A 14,919-nucleotide genomic window follows, 5' to 3' on the forward strand; every position below is an offset into this window, starting at 1 on the left:
CCCGGCACAACGGCAGGCACAACGACGGACACAACGAAGAAGCGGCCGCTCCCCCGAGGGGGAACGACCGCTTCCGATGGAGCGCCAGGCCCGGGTTGCACGGACTCTCCCTACTGAAAGTAGGACGTGCTCTGGTAGCACCGCTGACGCCTGGTCGAGCTGGTCCCGATCCCCGCTTCGCGAAGATCGTTTCCTCTCGACGGACAGAACAGTAGCAGGGCGGTGCGCCGGAGCGGAAATCGGTTCCCCAGGTCAGGCCGGTCAGGCCGGTCGCACGGACAGAGGGTCGGCGTACGATCGAATTACGGCGACCACCTGCGTGCCCACCCAGGGAGCGTCCGATGCTGCCCACACCCCTGGAGACGACCGGCCTCACGCCGGCGCCCGGATTAACCACCGCACTCGACCGCGCCACCCCGCGCGGCGTACTCGCGACGGCCGCCGCCGGGATCGAAGCCCGGACGGGCGGCCCGCCGCTGTCCGAGGACTCCGGCGCGAGACGACGAAAGAGCGGACCATGTCAGTCACCATTCCCACGACCGGCCCGGACCGGGCCGGCGCCCCGGCCTTCGAGACGATCCCGGTCGGCCAGGGCCCGCACAGCGTGGCCGCGAGCAGCGACGGCCGGCGGGTCTACGTCACCAACTTCAACGACGGGACGGTGACCGCCGTCGACACCCCGGCGAACACCGTCGCCATGACCTTCGAGGTCGGGCCCAGTCCGTACGGCGTGGCCGTGGCCCCCGACGGCGAGCGCCTGTACGTCGCCGCGAACGCCTCCACCTTCATCAAGGTCTACGAGACCGCCACCGGCGACCGGGCCATCAGCACCGGCACGGGCGCCCGGCCGTACGGGCTGACCATCACCGTCCACCCCGAACAGCTGCTGATCGCCAACGCCGGCGACGACCAGGTGATGATCTCCGACCTGCTCACCAAGAGCCACGGCACCCTGACCGGCATCGACTTCCCGGTCGGTCTCGCCTCCGATCCGAGCGGCAACCGGTTCTACGCCAGCAACTACTTCAGCAGCTCCGTCACGGTGTACGACGCGACCGAGCTCATCCACGTCGACGGGCCGACGCCCGCCGAGCCGCTCGCGGTGATCCCGGTCGCCCGGGGCCCGTACGGGCTGGCCGTCGGCCCGCACGACTCGCAGCTGTACGTGGCGCACTTCCCGTTCGACACGGTCTCCGTGGTCGACCTCAACAGCCGTACGGTCACCCGCAGCATCGCCGTCCCGGGCGGTCCGCGCGGTGTCGCGGCGAGCCCGGACGGCACCCGCCTCTACGTCACCAACTTCTTCGAGCGGACCCTGTCGGTGATCCCGCTCTGAACTCACTCAAACAGATATTCGCACTTGCGTTCGATTTCAAGGCGTAGGCTGGGCGCATGAGCACCACCGCCGCCGTACACCTCCAGCCGTCGCTGTTCGACGACCCCGGGCCGGCCGGACCGGCCCTCGGGCCGCTGGCCGGGGTGCGCCGCGAGGTGCTGGGGGCCGGCGCCTGGGTGGACGTCCTGCCCGGGTGGCTGCACGGCGCCGACCGGCTGTTCGAACAGCTGGCCGCCGAGGTGCCCTGGCGGGCGGAGCGCCGCGAGATGTACGAGCGGACGGTGGACGTCCCCCGGCTGCTCGCCTCCTACCGGGAGGAGGACGCACCACCGCACCCGGTGCTGGGCGCGGCCCGGACGGCGCTGAGCACGTACTACCGGCGCGAGCTGGGCGAGCCGTTCCGCACGCTGGGGCTCTGCTACTACCGGGACGGCCGGGACAGCGTGGCCTGGCACGGCGACCGGATCGGACGCGGGGCGCGCGAGGACACCCTGGTGGCGATCCTCTCGGTCGGTGAGCCCCGGGCCCTGCTGCTGCGGCCCCGGGGCGGCGGCGTGCCGGTGGTCCGCCACCGGCTCGGACACGGGGACCTGCTGGTGATGGGCGGCTCCTGCCAGCGGACCTGGGAGCACGCGGTGCCCAAGACGGCCCGGCCGACGGGGCCCCGGATCAGCGTCCAGTTCCGGCCGCGCGGCGTCGCCTGACCCGCCGCGCCGGAGCGCTGGACCCCTTGGCCGACCCGACACCCCGGGCGCCCCGACGAGGAGGCCGCCGCATGCCGAAGGCGGGCAGGTACCACGAGGGCGTCCCCTGCTGGGTCGAGCTGGGCGCGGCCGGCCTCGGGCGGGCCCGGCGCTTCTACGGCGGGCTGTTCGCGTGGGAGTTCGTCGAGCTGCCCGGCCGGACCGTCTCGCGGTCGAGCGGGTGCGGGAGCTCGGCGGCGTAGTCCTGGCCGGGCCGGAACCGACCCCGTTCGGGCGGCGCGCGGTGGTCGCCGACGACGGCGGCGCGGTGTTCACCCTGGTCGGCGTCCCCTCGGCGGAGCAGACCCTGGCAGCCTGAACCGCCTCGGCCGGACAGGGCCTACACGCCCTACACCGCCTCCAGGGCCGTCCGGAGGCGGGCGATGTCCTCGGCGTCCTTCGCCCGGCGGGGGCGGCGCGGGTCCCAGACCGGCATCATCCGCTTGATCTCGATCTGCGCCTCGGGGGCGACGATCGGGCAGACCAGCCAGCCGAGCCGGCCCGGCGGCCCGTCCAGCAGCCCGGCCGGCCACGGTGTCCCGGCCCAGGGGCCGCCGGCCACCAGCGCCCGGCCGTCCGGCGCGAGGTCGACCAGGGCGAAGCTCGACTCCAGGCCGTCCTTGACGAAGTCGAGCTGCTGCTCCGGCGGGACGCCCTCCAGCGGCGCGTACCCGAGGGCCGTCAGGCCGGCCGCGAGCGCGGCGGCGTCGGCGGCCGGGGCGAACCAGTCGATGTCCTCGTGGTCGCGGGTCAGCTCACCGAGGAAGAAGTCCATCGCCCAGCCGCCGCGCAGCCAGACGCGCGTGCCAAGACGGTGGGCGAGGCCCACCGTCTCCGCGATCTGCGCGAGTTGCCCGTCGGCACGTTCCCGGTCCATGTCCCCCACCTCCACGGCCGGACGCTACACCCGCCGCAACTCCGCCGTCGCGACGGTTTCCGTCGCCGTACAGCGGCTCAGCGCACCGACCGCCCCGTCCCGCAGCCCCAACGCGAACGGGGCCCGGCCCCTCCTGCTGGAGGTGCCGGGCCCCGCCCGATCCTGGAGCGCCAGGCCCGGGTCGCACGGACTCTCCCCACTGAAAGTGGGACGTGCTCTGGTAGCACCACTGACGCCTGACGAGAGATCATTTCCCTCGCGACAAGAAGAACCCTACCAGTCCGGGATCACCGGTCCGAACCACAGGAGAACCGCGCATGTCCGTCACCACCCCGACCGAGACCGTCGAGTACGCCCTCGGGCGGCTCATGGACGTCCACCGCCCGCCGGCCGGTCTCGCCGGCCCCTGGCCCGTCGTCCTCCTCTGGCACGGCAAGGCCCCCGACACCCGCTTCGAGGTCACCCCGCTCGCCCAGGAGGCGGCCGGGCACGGCCTGCTGGTGCTCGCCCCCGACTGGCGCTCCGACGCGCCGGACAGCGGCCGCGCCGACCTGTTGACCTCCCTGGACCACGCCCGGCGGCACGCGGCCGACCACGGCGGCGACCCGGCGCTCGGCTTCGTCCTGGCCGGCTGGTCGATGTCCGGCCGCGAGGCGATAGCCGTGGCCACCGGCCGCGACATCCCCGAGGACCGCCGCCCCACGGCGGCCGTCGGCATCGCCTCCAACTACGCCCGCCCCGCGGTCACCACCGGCGAGGCCCCCCTCACCACCCTCGCCGACCGCCCGTCCCCCGTCCCGCTGTTCCTGGTCCACGGCACCGGGGACGACCTCGTCCCGGCCGACGCCACCCGCGCCCTGGACACCGCCCTGCTGACGCCGTCGGCCGAGTTCCTGCAGCTCGACACCGACCACGCCGGCGTCATCCTCGCCGAGTACGACCCCGCCCTCGACCACTGCGTCGCCGCCCGCACACCCCGCGCCGTCGCGGCCGGCCGCGCCACCGCCGCCCTCCTGGCCCGCGCCGCCGGGCTCCCGTCCGACTCCTGACGGAAACGCGAGCGGGCCCGGCACCTGAGGAGGTACCGGGCCCGCTCGAACTGTGGAGCGCCAGGCCCGGGTTGCACGGACTCTCCCCACTGAAAGTGGGACGTGCTCTGGTAGCACCGCTGACGCCTGGCGAGGGATTCTGTCCGTCTCCCTCGCGACAGGAAGAACACTACCAGGCCAGAGGGGGTGCGCCGGACCACGAACGGGCCATCACAGTCTCATGACGTCACGTCAGTTGAGTGGAAGCGAATCGAGCCCGAGGCCGTCCACCGACGGAAACGCGAGCGGGCCCGGCACCTGAGGAGGTACCGGGCCCGCTCGAACTGTGGAGCGCCAGGCCCGGGTTGCACGGACTCTCCCCACTGAAAGTGGGACGTGCTCTGGTAGCACCGCTGACGCCTGGCGAGGGATTCTGTCCGTCCCCCTCGCGACAGGAAGAACACTACCAGGCCAGAACGGGTGTCCGAACCACGGGCAAAGGCCGGGTGACCCCGGGTCACCCGGCCGTCGTGCCGTCAGGCCGTCATCGTGAGGCGGGTGTGGGGGTGGCGCTCCAGGGCTTCCGGTTCGCCCTGACACGGCGGCGGGCCCCCGGCCGTCGGCCGGGGGCCCGGGGCGGGTGTCAGCGTCGGGCGCCGGGCCGGAGCCAGACGACCCAGGTGAGGGCGGAGCAGAACAGGTAGGCGGCGAGGAAGGCCAGGTAGGCGTTGTCGCCGTTGTGGCTGCTGAGGAAGGACTGCCGGAAGGCCAGGTTGACCAGCACCCCGCCGAAGGCGCCGATCGCGCCGGCCAGGCCGATCAGCGCGGCGGTGCGGCGGCGGGAGGTGGCCTCGGCCTCGGCCGGGTCGGCGCCGGCGGCGACGGCGAGGCGGGCCCGGCCCTCGTAGTGGGCGGGGATCATCTTGTACGTCGAGCCGTTGCCGATGCCGCTGAGGACGAAGAGCACGACGAAGCCGGAGAGGAAGAGCGGCAGCGAGTGGGCCCGGGAGGCGGCCAGGACGACGGCGGTGCCGGCGCCCATCCCGAAGAAGGTGCAGAGGGTGACCCAGGGGCCGCCCCAGCGGTCGGCGAGCCGGCCGCCGACGGGCCGCACCAGGGAGCCGAGCAGCGGACCGAGGAAGGTGAGCGCGGCGGCCTTGACCGGGGTGTCGAAGCGGTCGTGGAACTGCACCTGGAGGACCTGCCCGAAGGCGAAGCCGAAGCCGATGAACGAGCCGAAGGTGCCGATGTACAGGGTGGAGACGGCCCAGCCGTACGGGTCGCGGGCGACCTCGCGCAGCGAGCGGTCGGCGGGGGCGCCGGGCTCGCGGGGCGCGGTCGGCAGGTTGTCCATCCGGGCCCAGGCGAGCGCGGCGGCGGCCAGGATCAGCGGCAGGTAGATCAGCGGCAGCAGCCGGGGGTGGGACGCGCCGGCGGTGGCGAGCACCAGCAGGCCGAGCAGCTGCACGGCGGGGACGCCGAGGTTGCCGCCGCCCGCGTTGATGCCGAGCGCCCAGCCCTTGAGGCGGTGCGGGTAGAAGGCGTTGATGTTGGCCATCGAGGAGGCGAAGTTGCCGCCGCCGACGCCGGCGACGCAGGCCACCGCGAGCAGGGTGCCGTAGGAGACGCCGGGGGTGAGGATCAGGGCGGCCAGACCGGTCGGGACGAGCAGCAGCAGGGCGCTGACCACCGTCCAGGTGCGCCCGCCGAAGCGGGCGACGGCGTAGGTGTACGGGAGGCGGAGCAGGCCGCCGAGCGCGGTGGGCAGGGCGGTCAGGGTGAACTTCCCGGCCGGGTCGATGTGGTACTTCGGTCCGAGGAACAGCACCAGGACGGACCAGAGGCTCCACACCGAGAAGCCGATGTGCTCGGAGAGGACGGAGAGGATCAGGTTGCGGCGGGCCACCCGGGCGCCGGTGCGGTCCCAGAACTCGCGGTCCTCCGGGTCCCAGTGGGTGAGGGTGGCCGCGGCCGAGCCTCTCGGCGGCGTGCTGAGGGTGGTGGTCATGTCCGGTCCTCCTGGGGGGTGTCCGCGCCGGCGCGGACCGGCCAACGGCGGAGTACGGCGGGGGTGCCGTCGGGGGCGGTGTCCTCGTCCAGGCAGCGGCCGTCGATGAGGTCGAAGGTCTGCTTGTACATCGGCGAGGCGAGCGTCGGCCGGCCCTCGCGGCTGCCGAGCAGGCCGCGGGAGAGCACGTACGCGCCGCTGAACGGGTCGCGGTTGTCGACGGCGTGCAGGGTGCCGGAGCGGTCGACGAACAGCGCCACCTGGGTGTCGCCGTCGGGCAGCAGGACGGCGACGCCGCGGCCCGGTTGAAGGTCGTCGAGGGTGCAGACGGGCTGCCAGCTGGTTCCGTCGTGGATCTCCACGGTCACTTGGCGAGCACCTCCAGTCGGGGACCGGCCACGAGGACCGGGGTGGGGGAAGGGAGGACGTAACCGTCCTCGTCGGGGCGGGCGGGGCGGATCTGGCCGCGTTCGGGGACGAAGGTGACGGCCGGGTCGGGGGTGCCGGGGGCGTTGACGAAGGAGGCGAAGCGGCGGAGCCGGTCGGGGTCGGCCAGCGTGGCGGCCCACTCGTCCTGGTAGGAGTCGATGTGACGGGCCATCAGGGCGTCGAGCTCGTCGGCTATGCCGAGCGCGTCGTCGAGGACCACCGCGCGCAGGTGGTCCAGACCACCGTCGAGCCGCTCCAGCCAGACCGAGGTGCGCTCCAGGCGGTCGGCGGTGCGGATGTAGAACATCAGGTAGCGGTCGATGGTGCGGATCAGCGTCTCGCGGTCGAGGTCGGCGGCGAGCAGGTCGGCGTGCCGGGGCGTCATGCCGCCGTTGCCGCCGACGTAGAGGTTCCAGCCGGCGGAGGTGGCGATGATGCCGAAGTCCTTGCTCTGCGCCTCGGCGCACTCGCGGGCGCAGCCGGAGACCGCCGACTTGAGCTTGTGCGGGGAGCGCAACCCCCGGTAGCGCAGCTCCAGTTCGATGGCGAGGCCGACGGAGTCCTGGACGCCGTAGCGGCACCAGGTCTCGCCGACGCAGGACTTCACGGTGCGCAGCGCCTTGCCGTAGGCGTGGCCGGACTCGAAGCCGGCGTCCACCAACCGGGCCCAGATCGCGGGGAGTTGGTCGACGCTGGCGCCGAAGAGGTCGATCCGCTGGCCGCCGGTGATCTTGGTGTAGAGGCCGAAGTCGCGGGCCACCTCGCCGATCGTGATCAGGCCGTCGGGGGTGATCTCGCCGCCGGGCACCCGGGGCACCACCGAGTAGGAGCCGTTGCGCTGGAGGTTCGCCAGGAAGTGGTCGTTGGAGTCCTGCAGGGAGGCCTGTTCGCCGTCCAGGATGTGGCCGTTGGAGAGGCTGGCCAGGATGGAGGCGACGGTCGGCTTGCAGATGTCGCAGCCCTCGCCGGTGCCGTACCGGTCGACCAGCTCGGAGAACGTGGTGATGCCGGTGACCAGCACGACCTCGTACAGCTCGGCGCGGCTCTGGGTGAAGTGCTCGCACAGGCCGGTCCGCACCTCGGCGCCCGAGGCGGCCAGCTCCTCGGTGACGACGGTGGTGATCTGCTTGAGGCAGCTGCCGCAGCCGGTGCCGGCCCGGGTGCACTTCTTGACGGCGGCGACGCTCTCGCAGCCCTGCTCGTGGACGGCGGCCCGGACTTCGCCCTGGGTGACGTTGTGGCAGGAGCAGAGCACCGCGTCGTCGGGCAGCGCGATCGGGCCGGCGGCGGCGAACCCGGCGGGCAGCACCAACTGCTCGGGCGGGGTGGTGAGCGGCTTGCCGCCCATCGCCAGCGGGCGCAGGGTGCCGTAGGCCTCGGTGTCGCCGACCAGCACGCCGCCGAGCAGGGCCCCGTCGGTGCCGATCACGAGCTTGCGGTAGACGCCGAGCCGGCTGTCGCTGTAGAGCACGTCGAGCGCGCCCTCGGCGTTGCCGTGCGGGTCGCCGAAGCTGGCGACGTCGACGCCGAGCAGCTTGAGCTTGGTGGAGGTGTCGGCGCCGGTGAAGCCGGAGCCGGGGCGGCCGGCGAGTTCGCGGGCGGCCGTCTCGGCCATCTGGTAGCCGGGCGCGACCAGTCCGTAGACCCGGCCGTCGGCGGCCTGGGCGCACTCGCCGATGGCGAGGACGGCCGGGTCCTCGGTGCGGCAGCGCTCGTCGACCACGATGCCGCCGCGCGGGCCGACCGGCAGGCCGCAGTCGCGGGCGAGCTGGTCGCGGGGGCGGACGCCGGCCGAGAACACCACCAGGTCGGCGGCGAGTTCGCGGCCGTCGGAGAGGGTGAGGCCGCGCACCGCGCCGTCCGGGTCGGTGGCGACCCCGCTCGCGGCGGCCGCGGTGTGGACGGTGACGCCGAGGTCCTCGATCTTGCGGCGGAGCAGTTCGCCGCCGCCCTCGTCGACCTGGACGGCCATCAGCCGGGGGGCGAACTCGACGACGTGGGTGGCGAGTCCCATCGCGCGCAGCGCCCCGGCGGCCTCCAGGCCGAGCAGGCCGCCGCCGACCACGACACCGGTGCCGGCACTGCCGGCCTCGGCGGCGCCGGCCCGGATCCCGTCGAGGTCCTCGATGGTGCGGTAGACGTGGCAGCCCGCGGCGTCCTTGCCGGGGACCGGCGGGACGAACGGGACCGAGCCGGTGGCCAGCACCAGGGCGTCGTACCGCAGTTCGGCGCCGGACCGGGTGGTGACGGTGCGGGCGGCGCGGTCGACGGCGGTGACCGGGTCACCGAGGCGCAGGTCGATGCCGTGCTCGGCGAGGAAGCCGGGCGGGCAGAGGGTGAGGTCCTCGGGGGTGCGGCCGTCGAAGAGCGAGCTGAGGTGGACGCGGTCGTAGGCGGGGCGCGGCTCCTCGGCGAGCACGGTGACCCGCCAGCGCTCGGAGCCGGGCTGCTCGGTCCAGGCCTCCAGGAAGCGCTGGCCGACCATGCCGTGGCCGACCAGGACGAGGTCCAGCGGCCGCTCGGCCGTGTGCGACGTCATGCGTGACTCCTCGGGTGGTGCGGGGTGCGCCGGGCGGTGCGGGGCGGGGCCGGCGGCGCCGACGGGGCGCGGGGGGTGGGGTGCGGGGTGGCAGCCGGAGGAGATCCGGTCACGGCGGCGGGGCTCCCGGGCCGGCCGCGGTCAGCAGGTGGAGCGGATGGCCGGTGAGCGGGTCGTCGCGGTCCCAGGCGTCGGCGAGCGCGTCCAGGCCGGCCAGGTCGCCGAGCAGGATCGCGCCGACCAGCCGGTCCCCGCGCATCACCAGCTTCTTGTAGCTGCCGCGGGTGGCGTCGGTGAGCCGCAGCACGTCCAGTCCCGCGTCGAGCGTCTCGTCGACGTCGCCGAAGGCCGCGTACTCCAGGCCGCCGGTGGAGAGCCGGGCCGGCGGGCGGGAGCCGGTGTAGCGGGCGTCCGGATCGGCGCCGGACAGCCGCAGCGCCAGCACGTCCGCCTGCTCCCAGGCCGGGATGGCCAGGCCGTGGACGGCGCCCCGGTGCTCGGCGCAGTCGCCGATCGCGGACACGTGCGGGACGGCGGTGGCGAGCCGGTCGTCGACCAGGACGCCGGTGTTGACCGGCAGGCCGGCCGCGTGCGCGAGCGCGGTGCGCGGGCGGGTCCCGCAGGCGAGAACGACCAGGTCGCAGTCGAGCAGGTAGCCGTTGGCCAGGTGCACCCCGGTCACGCGGACGGCGCCGGTGTCACCGTCGACGGCGGTGGCGAGCGACCGGGCCCGGTTGCGGCAGTAGGTGGCGACGCCCAGCGCGTCCAGCCGCTCGCGCAGCACCGCGCCCGCCTCGGCGTCGAGCTGACGCTCGATCAGGTGCGGTGCCTGGTGCACGATCTCGGTCCGTACGCCGAGCGCGGCCAGCGCCCGGGCGGCGCTGACGCCGAGCACCCCGCCGCCGATCACCACGGCCCGGCGGGCGGCGACGGCCTCCTCGGCGAGCCGGGCGCAGTCGTCCAGCGAGCGCAGGGTGTGCACGCCCTCGGCGAGCCCGGGGCCCTGGGCGGACCGGTCGGCGAGCCTGTCGGACGAGTGGGGCTGGCCGGCCGGGTGGCGTACGTCGGCGCGGCGCAGGCCGCGGATCGGGGGCAGCACCGGGTTGGCGCCGGTGGCCAGGACGAGCTCGTCCCAGGGCTCCACGGTGCCGTCGGCGAGGCCGAGCGTCCGGGCCACCGGGTCGAGGGCCACCGCCTCGCAGCCGGCGCGCAGCCGGGCGGTGCCGAGCGGCAGGGCGATCGCCTCGGCGTCGTACCGGCCGGTGAGCACGTCCGCGAGCAGCACCCGGTTGTAGGGCGTGCGGGCCTCGGCGGCGTAGACGGTGACGGTGCCGGGGCCGCCGAGCGCGGTGTACCGCTCGGCGAAGCGGGCGGCCGCCATGCCCCCGCCGACCACGGCGATCCGCGGGCCGGGCGCGGTGGCGCCGGTGGAGGTGGTTCCGGGCATCACGCCACTGTCCTCTCGTCATCGGGGCCGTGGCCGGCGGCCCGGTGGTGGGCCGTACCTGCCGGGGCGCCGGCCGGCTCCGCCCGCTCGACCCGCACCGCGCAGGTCTTGAACTCCGGCATCCGGGAGACCGGGTCGAGTGCCGGATTGGTCAGGCTGTTGGCCCGCCCGGCGCCGGGCCAGTGGAACGGCATGAACACCGTGTCCGGCCGGATCGCCGCGCTCACCCGGGCCGGCGCCACCGCCCGGCCGCGCCGGCTGACCACCGCGACCGGCTCGCCGTCCGCGACACCGAGCCGCTCGGCCAGCCGGGGGTGCAGTTCGACGAACGGCCCGGGCGCCGCCGCGTTCAGCTCGGCGACCCGGCGGGTCTGCGCGCCGCTCTGGTACTGCGCGAGCACCCGGCCGGTGGTCAGGTACAGCGGGTACTCCCGGTCCGGCTCCTCCGCCGCCGGGCGGTGGGTCACCGCCGCGAAGCGGGCCCGGCCGTCCGGGGTGGCGAAGCGGTCCAGGAAGAGCCGGGGCGTGCCGGGGTGGGCGGGATCCGGGCAGGGCCAGAACACCCCGTCCTCGGCCGCGATCCGCCGGTAGCTGATGCCCGCGTAGTCGGCGTCGCCGCCGGCCGAGGCGCGGCGCAGCTCCTCGAAGACCTGCTCGGCCTCGGCCGGGAAGCCGCGCGGCACGCCGAGCCGTCGGGCGAGTTCGCCCAGCAGCCACAGCTCGCCGCGCACCCCCTCGGGCGGGTCGACGGCCCGCCGGCGCAGGATCACCCGGCCCTCCAGGTTGGTGGTGGTGCCGTCCTCCTCCGCCCACTGGGTGACCGGCAGGACGACGTCGGCCAGCCGGGCCGTCTCGGAGAGCACCAGGTCGGCGACGACCAGCAGGTCCAGGCTCCGCAGCCGGGCCGTGACGTGCGCGGCGTTCGGTGCGGAGACGACCGGGTTGGAGCCCATCAGCAGCAGCGCGCGGGCGCCGTCCGGTCGGCCGAGCCCGTCCAGCAGCTCGTACGCGGAACGGCCGGACCGGGGCAGCGTCTCCGGGTCGACGCCCCAGACCCCGGCGACGTGCGCCCGGGCCGCCGGGTCCTCGATCGAGCGGTAGCCGGGCAGCTGGTCGGCCTTCTGGCCGTGCTCGCGGCCGCCCTGGCCGTTGCCCTGGCCGGTCAGGCAGCCGTAACCCGCGTACGGGCGGCCCGCGTTGCCGGTGGCGAGGCAGAGGTCGATCCAGGCGCCGACGGTGTCCGTCCCCTTGCTCTGCTGCTCCGGGCCACGCGCGGTCAGCACCATGCCGGCCGCCGCCCGGCCGAACAGTTCGGCGGCGCGCCGCAGTTGTGCCACCGGGACTCCGGTGATCCGCTCCACCCGGTCGGGCCAGTGCGCCATCGCGGCGGCCCGGGCCCCGTCGAAGCCGGTGGTGCGGGCCGCGACGAACTCCTCGTCCACCAGGCCGTCGGCGATCACCAGGTGGAGCAGGCCGAGGGCGAGGGCGAGATCGGTTCCGGGGCGGGGCTGGAGGTGCAGGTCGGCCTGTTCGGCGGTCCGGGTGCGGCGCGGGTCGACGACGATCAAGGTGCCGCCGTTCTCCCGCAGTTCGCGGAAGTAGCGGAGCGCGGGCGGCATCGTCTCGGCCGGGTTGCCGCCGACCAGGATCAGGCAGCCGGTGTGCGGGACGTCCGCCAGCGGGAACGGCAGCCCGCGGTCCAGGCCGAACGCGCGGCGGTGCGCGGCGGCGGCCGAGGACATGCAGAACCGGCCGTTGTAGTCGATGTTGGCGGTGCCGAGCACCACCCGGGCGAACTTGCCGAGCTGGTAGGCCTTCTCGTTGGTGAGACCGCCGCCGCCGAACACGCCGACCGCGTCCGCGCCGTGCCGCTCGCGGACGGCGGTGAACCCGGCCGCCACGCGCTCCAGGGCCTCGTCCCAGCCGGCCGGGCGCAGCGGACCGCCGGGGCGGTCGCGGACCAGCGGTTCGGTCAGCCGCACGCCCCGGGCCAGCAGCGCGGGCGCGGACTGTCCCTTGCCGCACAGGGCGCCCCGGTTGACGGGGAAGTCCGGGCGCTCCACCACCTCGACGGGCAGCAGCTCGGCGGGGGCTGGGGTGGCGGCTGTGACGGCGGTGGTCGCCGTCGGGCGCAGCCGCATGCCGCACTGCAGGGCGCAGTACGGGCAGTGCGTGTCGGTCTCCGCACCGGTGCCGGTACCGGTGCCAGTACCGGTGCCGGCTGCGGCAGCGGTGCCGGGGTCGGAACCGGCGGCGGGGGCGGTGGCAGCGGAGGTCATGACGAGAAATCTCGCCCGTGGTCGTTTCACCTCCGGGTCCGCCGTGTTGCGCGCACGGTACGCGTCGCTCACGCCCCCCACCGTCCGAGGTGCGGCTTCGGACATCCCCCGTAACCGGAGTGACCATTTCGCTAACGCCCGGGAGACGGGTGGGCAATCTCCTCGTAACGATCGGACCGCACCCTTTCGGCCATGGCAACAATCACCCTCCCCGGACCGCGCCCCACCCCGCAGCCCGGACCCCTCACCGGGTTCACCATCGGGGTGACCGCCGCCCGCCGCCGGGACGAGCTGACCGCGCTGCTCACCCGGCGCGGCGCCCAGGTCGTCGAGGCGCCGGTGCTGCGGATCATGCCGCTCGCCGACGACCTGGCGCTGCGCCGGGCGACCGAGGCCTGCCTGGCCGCGCCGCTCGACTACGTGATCGCCACCACGGGCGTCGGCTGGCGGGGGTGGATGAGCGCCGCCGAGGGCTGGGGGCGGGGCACCGCCCTCGCCGAGGCGTGCCGGCAGGCCGTCGTCCTCACCCGGGGCCCCAAGGCCACCGGCGCCGTCCGGGCCAGCGGCCTCGGCGAGGGCTTCTCCCCCAACTCCGAAGCCACCGACGAACTGCTGACCTGGCTGCTCGCCCGCCCGCTGGCCGGCCGGCGGATCGCCGTCCAGGAACACGGCATTCGGCTCGACGACTTCGCGGCGGCACTGCGCGAACGCGGCGCCGAGGTGATCTCCGTCCCGGTCTACCGCTGGGTCCCGCCGGACGACCCGGCGCCGGTGCGCCGGCTGGTCGAGCAGACCGTCCGCCGCCAGGTCCACGCCCTCGCCTTCACCAGCGCCCCCGCGGTCACCGCGTTCGTCGAGACGGCCGCCGCCGACGGCCTGCGCGACGAGTTGCTGGACGCGCTGCGCGAGGACGTCGTGCCGGTCTGCGTCGGCGCGCTCTGCGCCCGGCCGTTCGCCGACCTGGGCCTGCCGGCCGAGTTCCCCGAGCGCGGCCGGCTCGGCTCCCTCGTCCGGCTGCTCGCGGAGACCCTGCCCGGCCGGAACCGCCGCGAACTCACCCTGGGGAACACGCAGTTGACCCTCCAGGGGAACGCCGCCCTGGTCGACGGGGAGAGCCACCTGCTCAGCCCGCGCGGCGCCGCCGTCCTGCGCGCGCTCGCCGAACGCCCCGGCCACGTGCTCAGCCGCGCCGACCTGCTGCGCACGGCCTGGCTCGACGCGGCCGCCGACGAGCACGCCGTCGAGGCGGCGGTCGGACGGCTGCGGGCCGCGCTGGGGCCGCACGGGAAGCTCATCCGCACCGTGCCCAAGCGCGGCTACCGGCTGGCGGTGGGCTGATGACCGCGCCGTTCCCCGCCCTGCGCGGCGCTCCGGGGGCCTTCGGGCCGGGGCCCTTCGTGCCCGGCTCCGGTGCGTCCGGCCCCGATGCGCCTCGCACCCCTCGGCCCCCGCGCTCCGCCGCGCCCCGCGCGCACGCACCGCGCTCCCCCGTCCTGCTCGCCGTCGCCCACGGCAGCCGCTCCGCCGCCGGGGTCGCGGCGAGCCACGCGCTGCTGCGCCGGGTCCGCGCGCTGCGCCCCGGGCTCGACGTCCGCTGCTGCTTCCTGGACCTCGCCCGCCCCTCCCTCCCGGAGGCGCTCGCCGCGCTGGACGGGCGGGAGGCCGTGCTCGTCCCGCTGCTGCTCGCCGGCGGCTACCACCTGCGCGTCGACCTGCCCGAGGCGCTCGCCACCGCCGGGCTGACGCACCTTCCGCTCGCCCGGGCGCTCGGGCCCCACCCGCTGCTGGCCGCCGCGCTCGCCGACCGCCTCGCCGCGGCCGGGCGGCCGGCCGGCGCCGGACCGGTGGTCCTGGCGGCCGCCGGCTCCTCCGACCCGGCCGCCAACGCCGACACCACGCGGATGGCCGAACTGCTCGCCGACCGCCTCGCCGACGGCCGGCCGGTCGTCCCCGCCTACCTGTCCGCCGCCCGCCCCAGCCCGCAGGAGGCGGTCGCCGCCCTGCACGCCGCCGGCCACCGCGGGGTCGCCGTCGCCACCCACCTGCTCGCCCCCGGCTTCTTCGCCGACCGCGCCGCCGCCACCCCCGCCCACTGGACGAGCGCCCCCCTGGGCACCCACGACGCCCTCGCCCGCCTGGTCGCCCACCGCTACGACGAGGCCCGCACGAGCGCCCGCGCCGCCGTCCGCTGAGCCTCGGCGCTGCTGAGCCTCAGCGCCGGCCATCGGGCCCG

General features: G+C 75.4%; 13 protein-coding genes. 7 read left to right on the forward strand and 6 right to left on the reverse strand.

All coding sequences use genetic code 11. The features are described from left to right. The first annotated feature begins 517 nt into the window (after positions 1 to 517). The 4 genes from ACFP3U_RS14400 to ACFP3U_RS14415 all read left to right on the forward strand — a co-directional run bounded on the left by ACFP3U_RS14400 (position 518) and on the right by ACFP3U_RS14415 (position 2,398). Complete coding sequence (locus ACFP3U_RS14400) at positions 518 to 1,336, forward strand: YVTN family beta-propeller repeat protein (protein WP_380225874.1); 819 nt, start codon at positions 518 to 520, stop codon at positions 1,334 to 1,336. Between the two features lie 56 nt (positions 1,337 to 1,392). After that, positions 1,393 to 2,040, forward strand: a complete 648-nt coding sequence (locus tag ACFP3U_RS14405) for an alpha-ketoglutarate-dependent dioxygenase AlkB (protein WP_380225875.1) — start codon at positions 1,393 to 1,395, stop codon at positions 2,038 to 2,040. Positions 2,041 to 2,111: 71 nt separating this feature from the next. After that, the gene (locus tag ACFP3U_RS14410) at positions 2,112 to 2,282 is read left to right on the forward strand and encodes a VOC family protein (RefSeq protein WP_380225876.1); all 171 of its coding nucleotides are present in this window, start codon (positions 2,112 to 2,114) and stop codon (positions 2,280 to 2,282) included. Next, positions 2,261 to 2,398: a VOC family protein gene (locus ACFP3U_RS14415; protein ID WP_380225877.1), complete on the forward strand. Its 138-nt coding sequence runs from the start codon at positions 2,261 to 2,263 to the stop codon at positions 2,396 to 2,398. Before ACFP3U_RS14410 ends, ACFP3U_RS14415 begins: the two co-directional genes overlap by 22 nt. A gap of 30 nt (positions 2,399 to 2,428) precedes the next feature. Here ACFP3U_RS14415 and ACFP3U_RS14420 read toward each other — a convergent pair whose 3' ends face one another. After that, on the reverse strand, positions 2,429 to 2,956 hold the full coding sequence (locus tag ACFP3U_RS14420; protein WP_380225878.1) for a nucleotidyltransferase domain-containing protein: 528 nt from the start codon (positions 2,954 to 2,956) through the stop codon (positions 2,429 to 2,431). A gap of 317 nt (positions 2,957 to 3,273) precedes the next feature. Here ACFP3U_RS14420 and ACFP3U_RS14425 point away from each other — a divergent pair, with 317 nt between their 5' ends. Then, on the forward strand, positions 3,274 to 4,005 hold the full coding sequence (locus ACFP3U_RS14425; RefSeq protein WP_380225879.1) for a dienelactone hydrolase family protein: 732 nt from the start codon (positions 3,274 to 3,276) through the stop codon (positions 4,003 to 4,005). 622 nt (positions 4,006 to 4,627) lie between these two features. Here ACFP3U_RS14425 and ACFP3U_RS14430 read toward each other — a convergent pair. From ACFP3U_RS14430 to ACFP3U_RS14450, 5 genes are all read right to left on the reverse strand, one after another. Further along, positions 4,628 to 5,992, reverse strand: coding sequence for an MFS transporter (locus ACFP3U_RS14430; RefSeq protein ID WP_380225880.1), 1,365 nt, complete (start codon positions 5,990 to 5,992; stop codon positions 4,628 to 4,630). Then, a complete protein-coding gene (nirD, locus tag ACFP3U_RS14435; RefSeq protein WP_380225881.1) occupies positions 5,989 to 6,360 on the reverse strand; it encodes a nitrite reductase small subunit NirD in 372 nt (123 codons plus the stop codon). Before nirD ends, ACFP3U_RS14430 begins: the two co-directional genes overlap by 4 nt. After that, positions 6,357 to 8,960, reverse strand: a complete 2,604-nt coding sequence (gene nirB, locus ACFP3U_RS14440; RefSeq protein WP_380225882.1) for a nitrite reductase large subunit NirB — start codon at positions 8,958 to 8,960, stop codon at positions 6,357 to 6,359. The genes nirD and nirB overlap by 4 nt, the downstream gene beginning before the upstream one ends. Positions 8,961 to 9,069: 109 nt before the next feature. Further along, positions 9,070 to 10,407: an NAD(P)/FAD-dependent oxidoreductase gene (locus tag ACFP3U_RS14445; RefSeq protein WP_380225883.1), complete on the reverse strand. Its 1,338-nt coding sequence runs from the start codon at positions 10,405 to 10,407 to the stop codon at positions 9,070 to 9,072. Beyond that, positions 10,407 to 12,686 carry a molybdopterin oxidoreductase family protein gene (locus tag ACFP3U_RS14450; RefSeq protein WP_380225884.1) on the reverse strand — a complete coding sequence of 760 codons (2,280 nt, stop codon included), beginning with the start codon at positions 12,684 to 12,686 and terminating at the stop codon, positions 10,407 to 10,409. The genes ACFP3U_RS14445 and ACFP3U_RS14450 overlap by 1 nt, the downstream gene beginning before the upstream one ends. Before the next feature lie 192 nt (positions 12,687 to 12,878). Between ACFP3U_RS14450 and ACFP3U_RS14455 the strand changes: the two genes are divergently transcribed. Both ACFP3U_RS14455 and ACFP3U_RS14460 read left to right on the forward strand, forming a co-directional pair. Continuing rightward, entirely contained in the window at positions 12,879 to 14,024 is a 1,146-nt protein-coding gene (locus ACFP3U_RS14455; RefSeq protein WP_380225885.1) for a uroporphyrinogen-III synthase, read from the forward strand. Further along, entirely contained in the window at positions 14,024 to 14,878 is an 855-nt protein-coding gene (locus tag ACFP3U_RS14460) for a sirohydrochlorin chelatase (RefSeq protein ID WP_380225886.1), read from the forward strand. The genes ACFP3U_RS14455 and ACFP3U_RS14460 overlap by 1 nt, the downstream gene beginning before the upstream one ends. The last annotated feature ends 41 nt before the right edge of the window (positions 14,879 to 14,919 follow it).

This window comes from Kitasatospora misakiensis (genome assembly GCF_042656005.1).
Taxonomy (GTDB): Bacteria; Actinomycetota; Actinomycetes; order Streptomycetales; family Streptomycetaceae; genus Kitasatospora; species Kitasatospora misakiensis.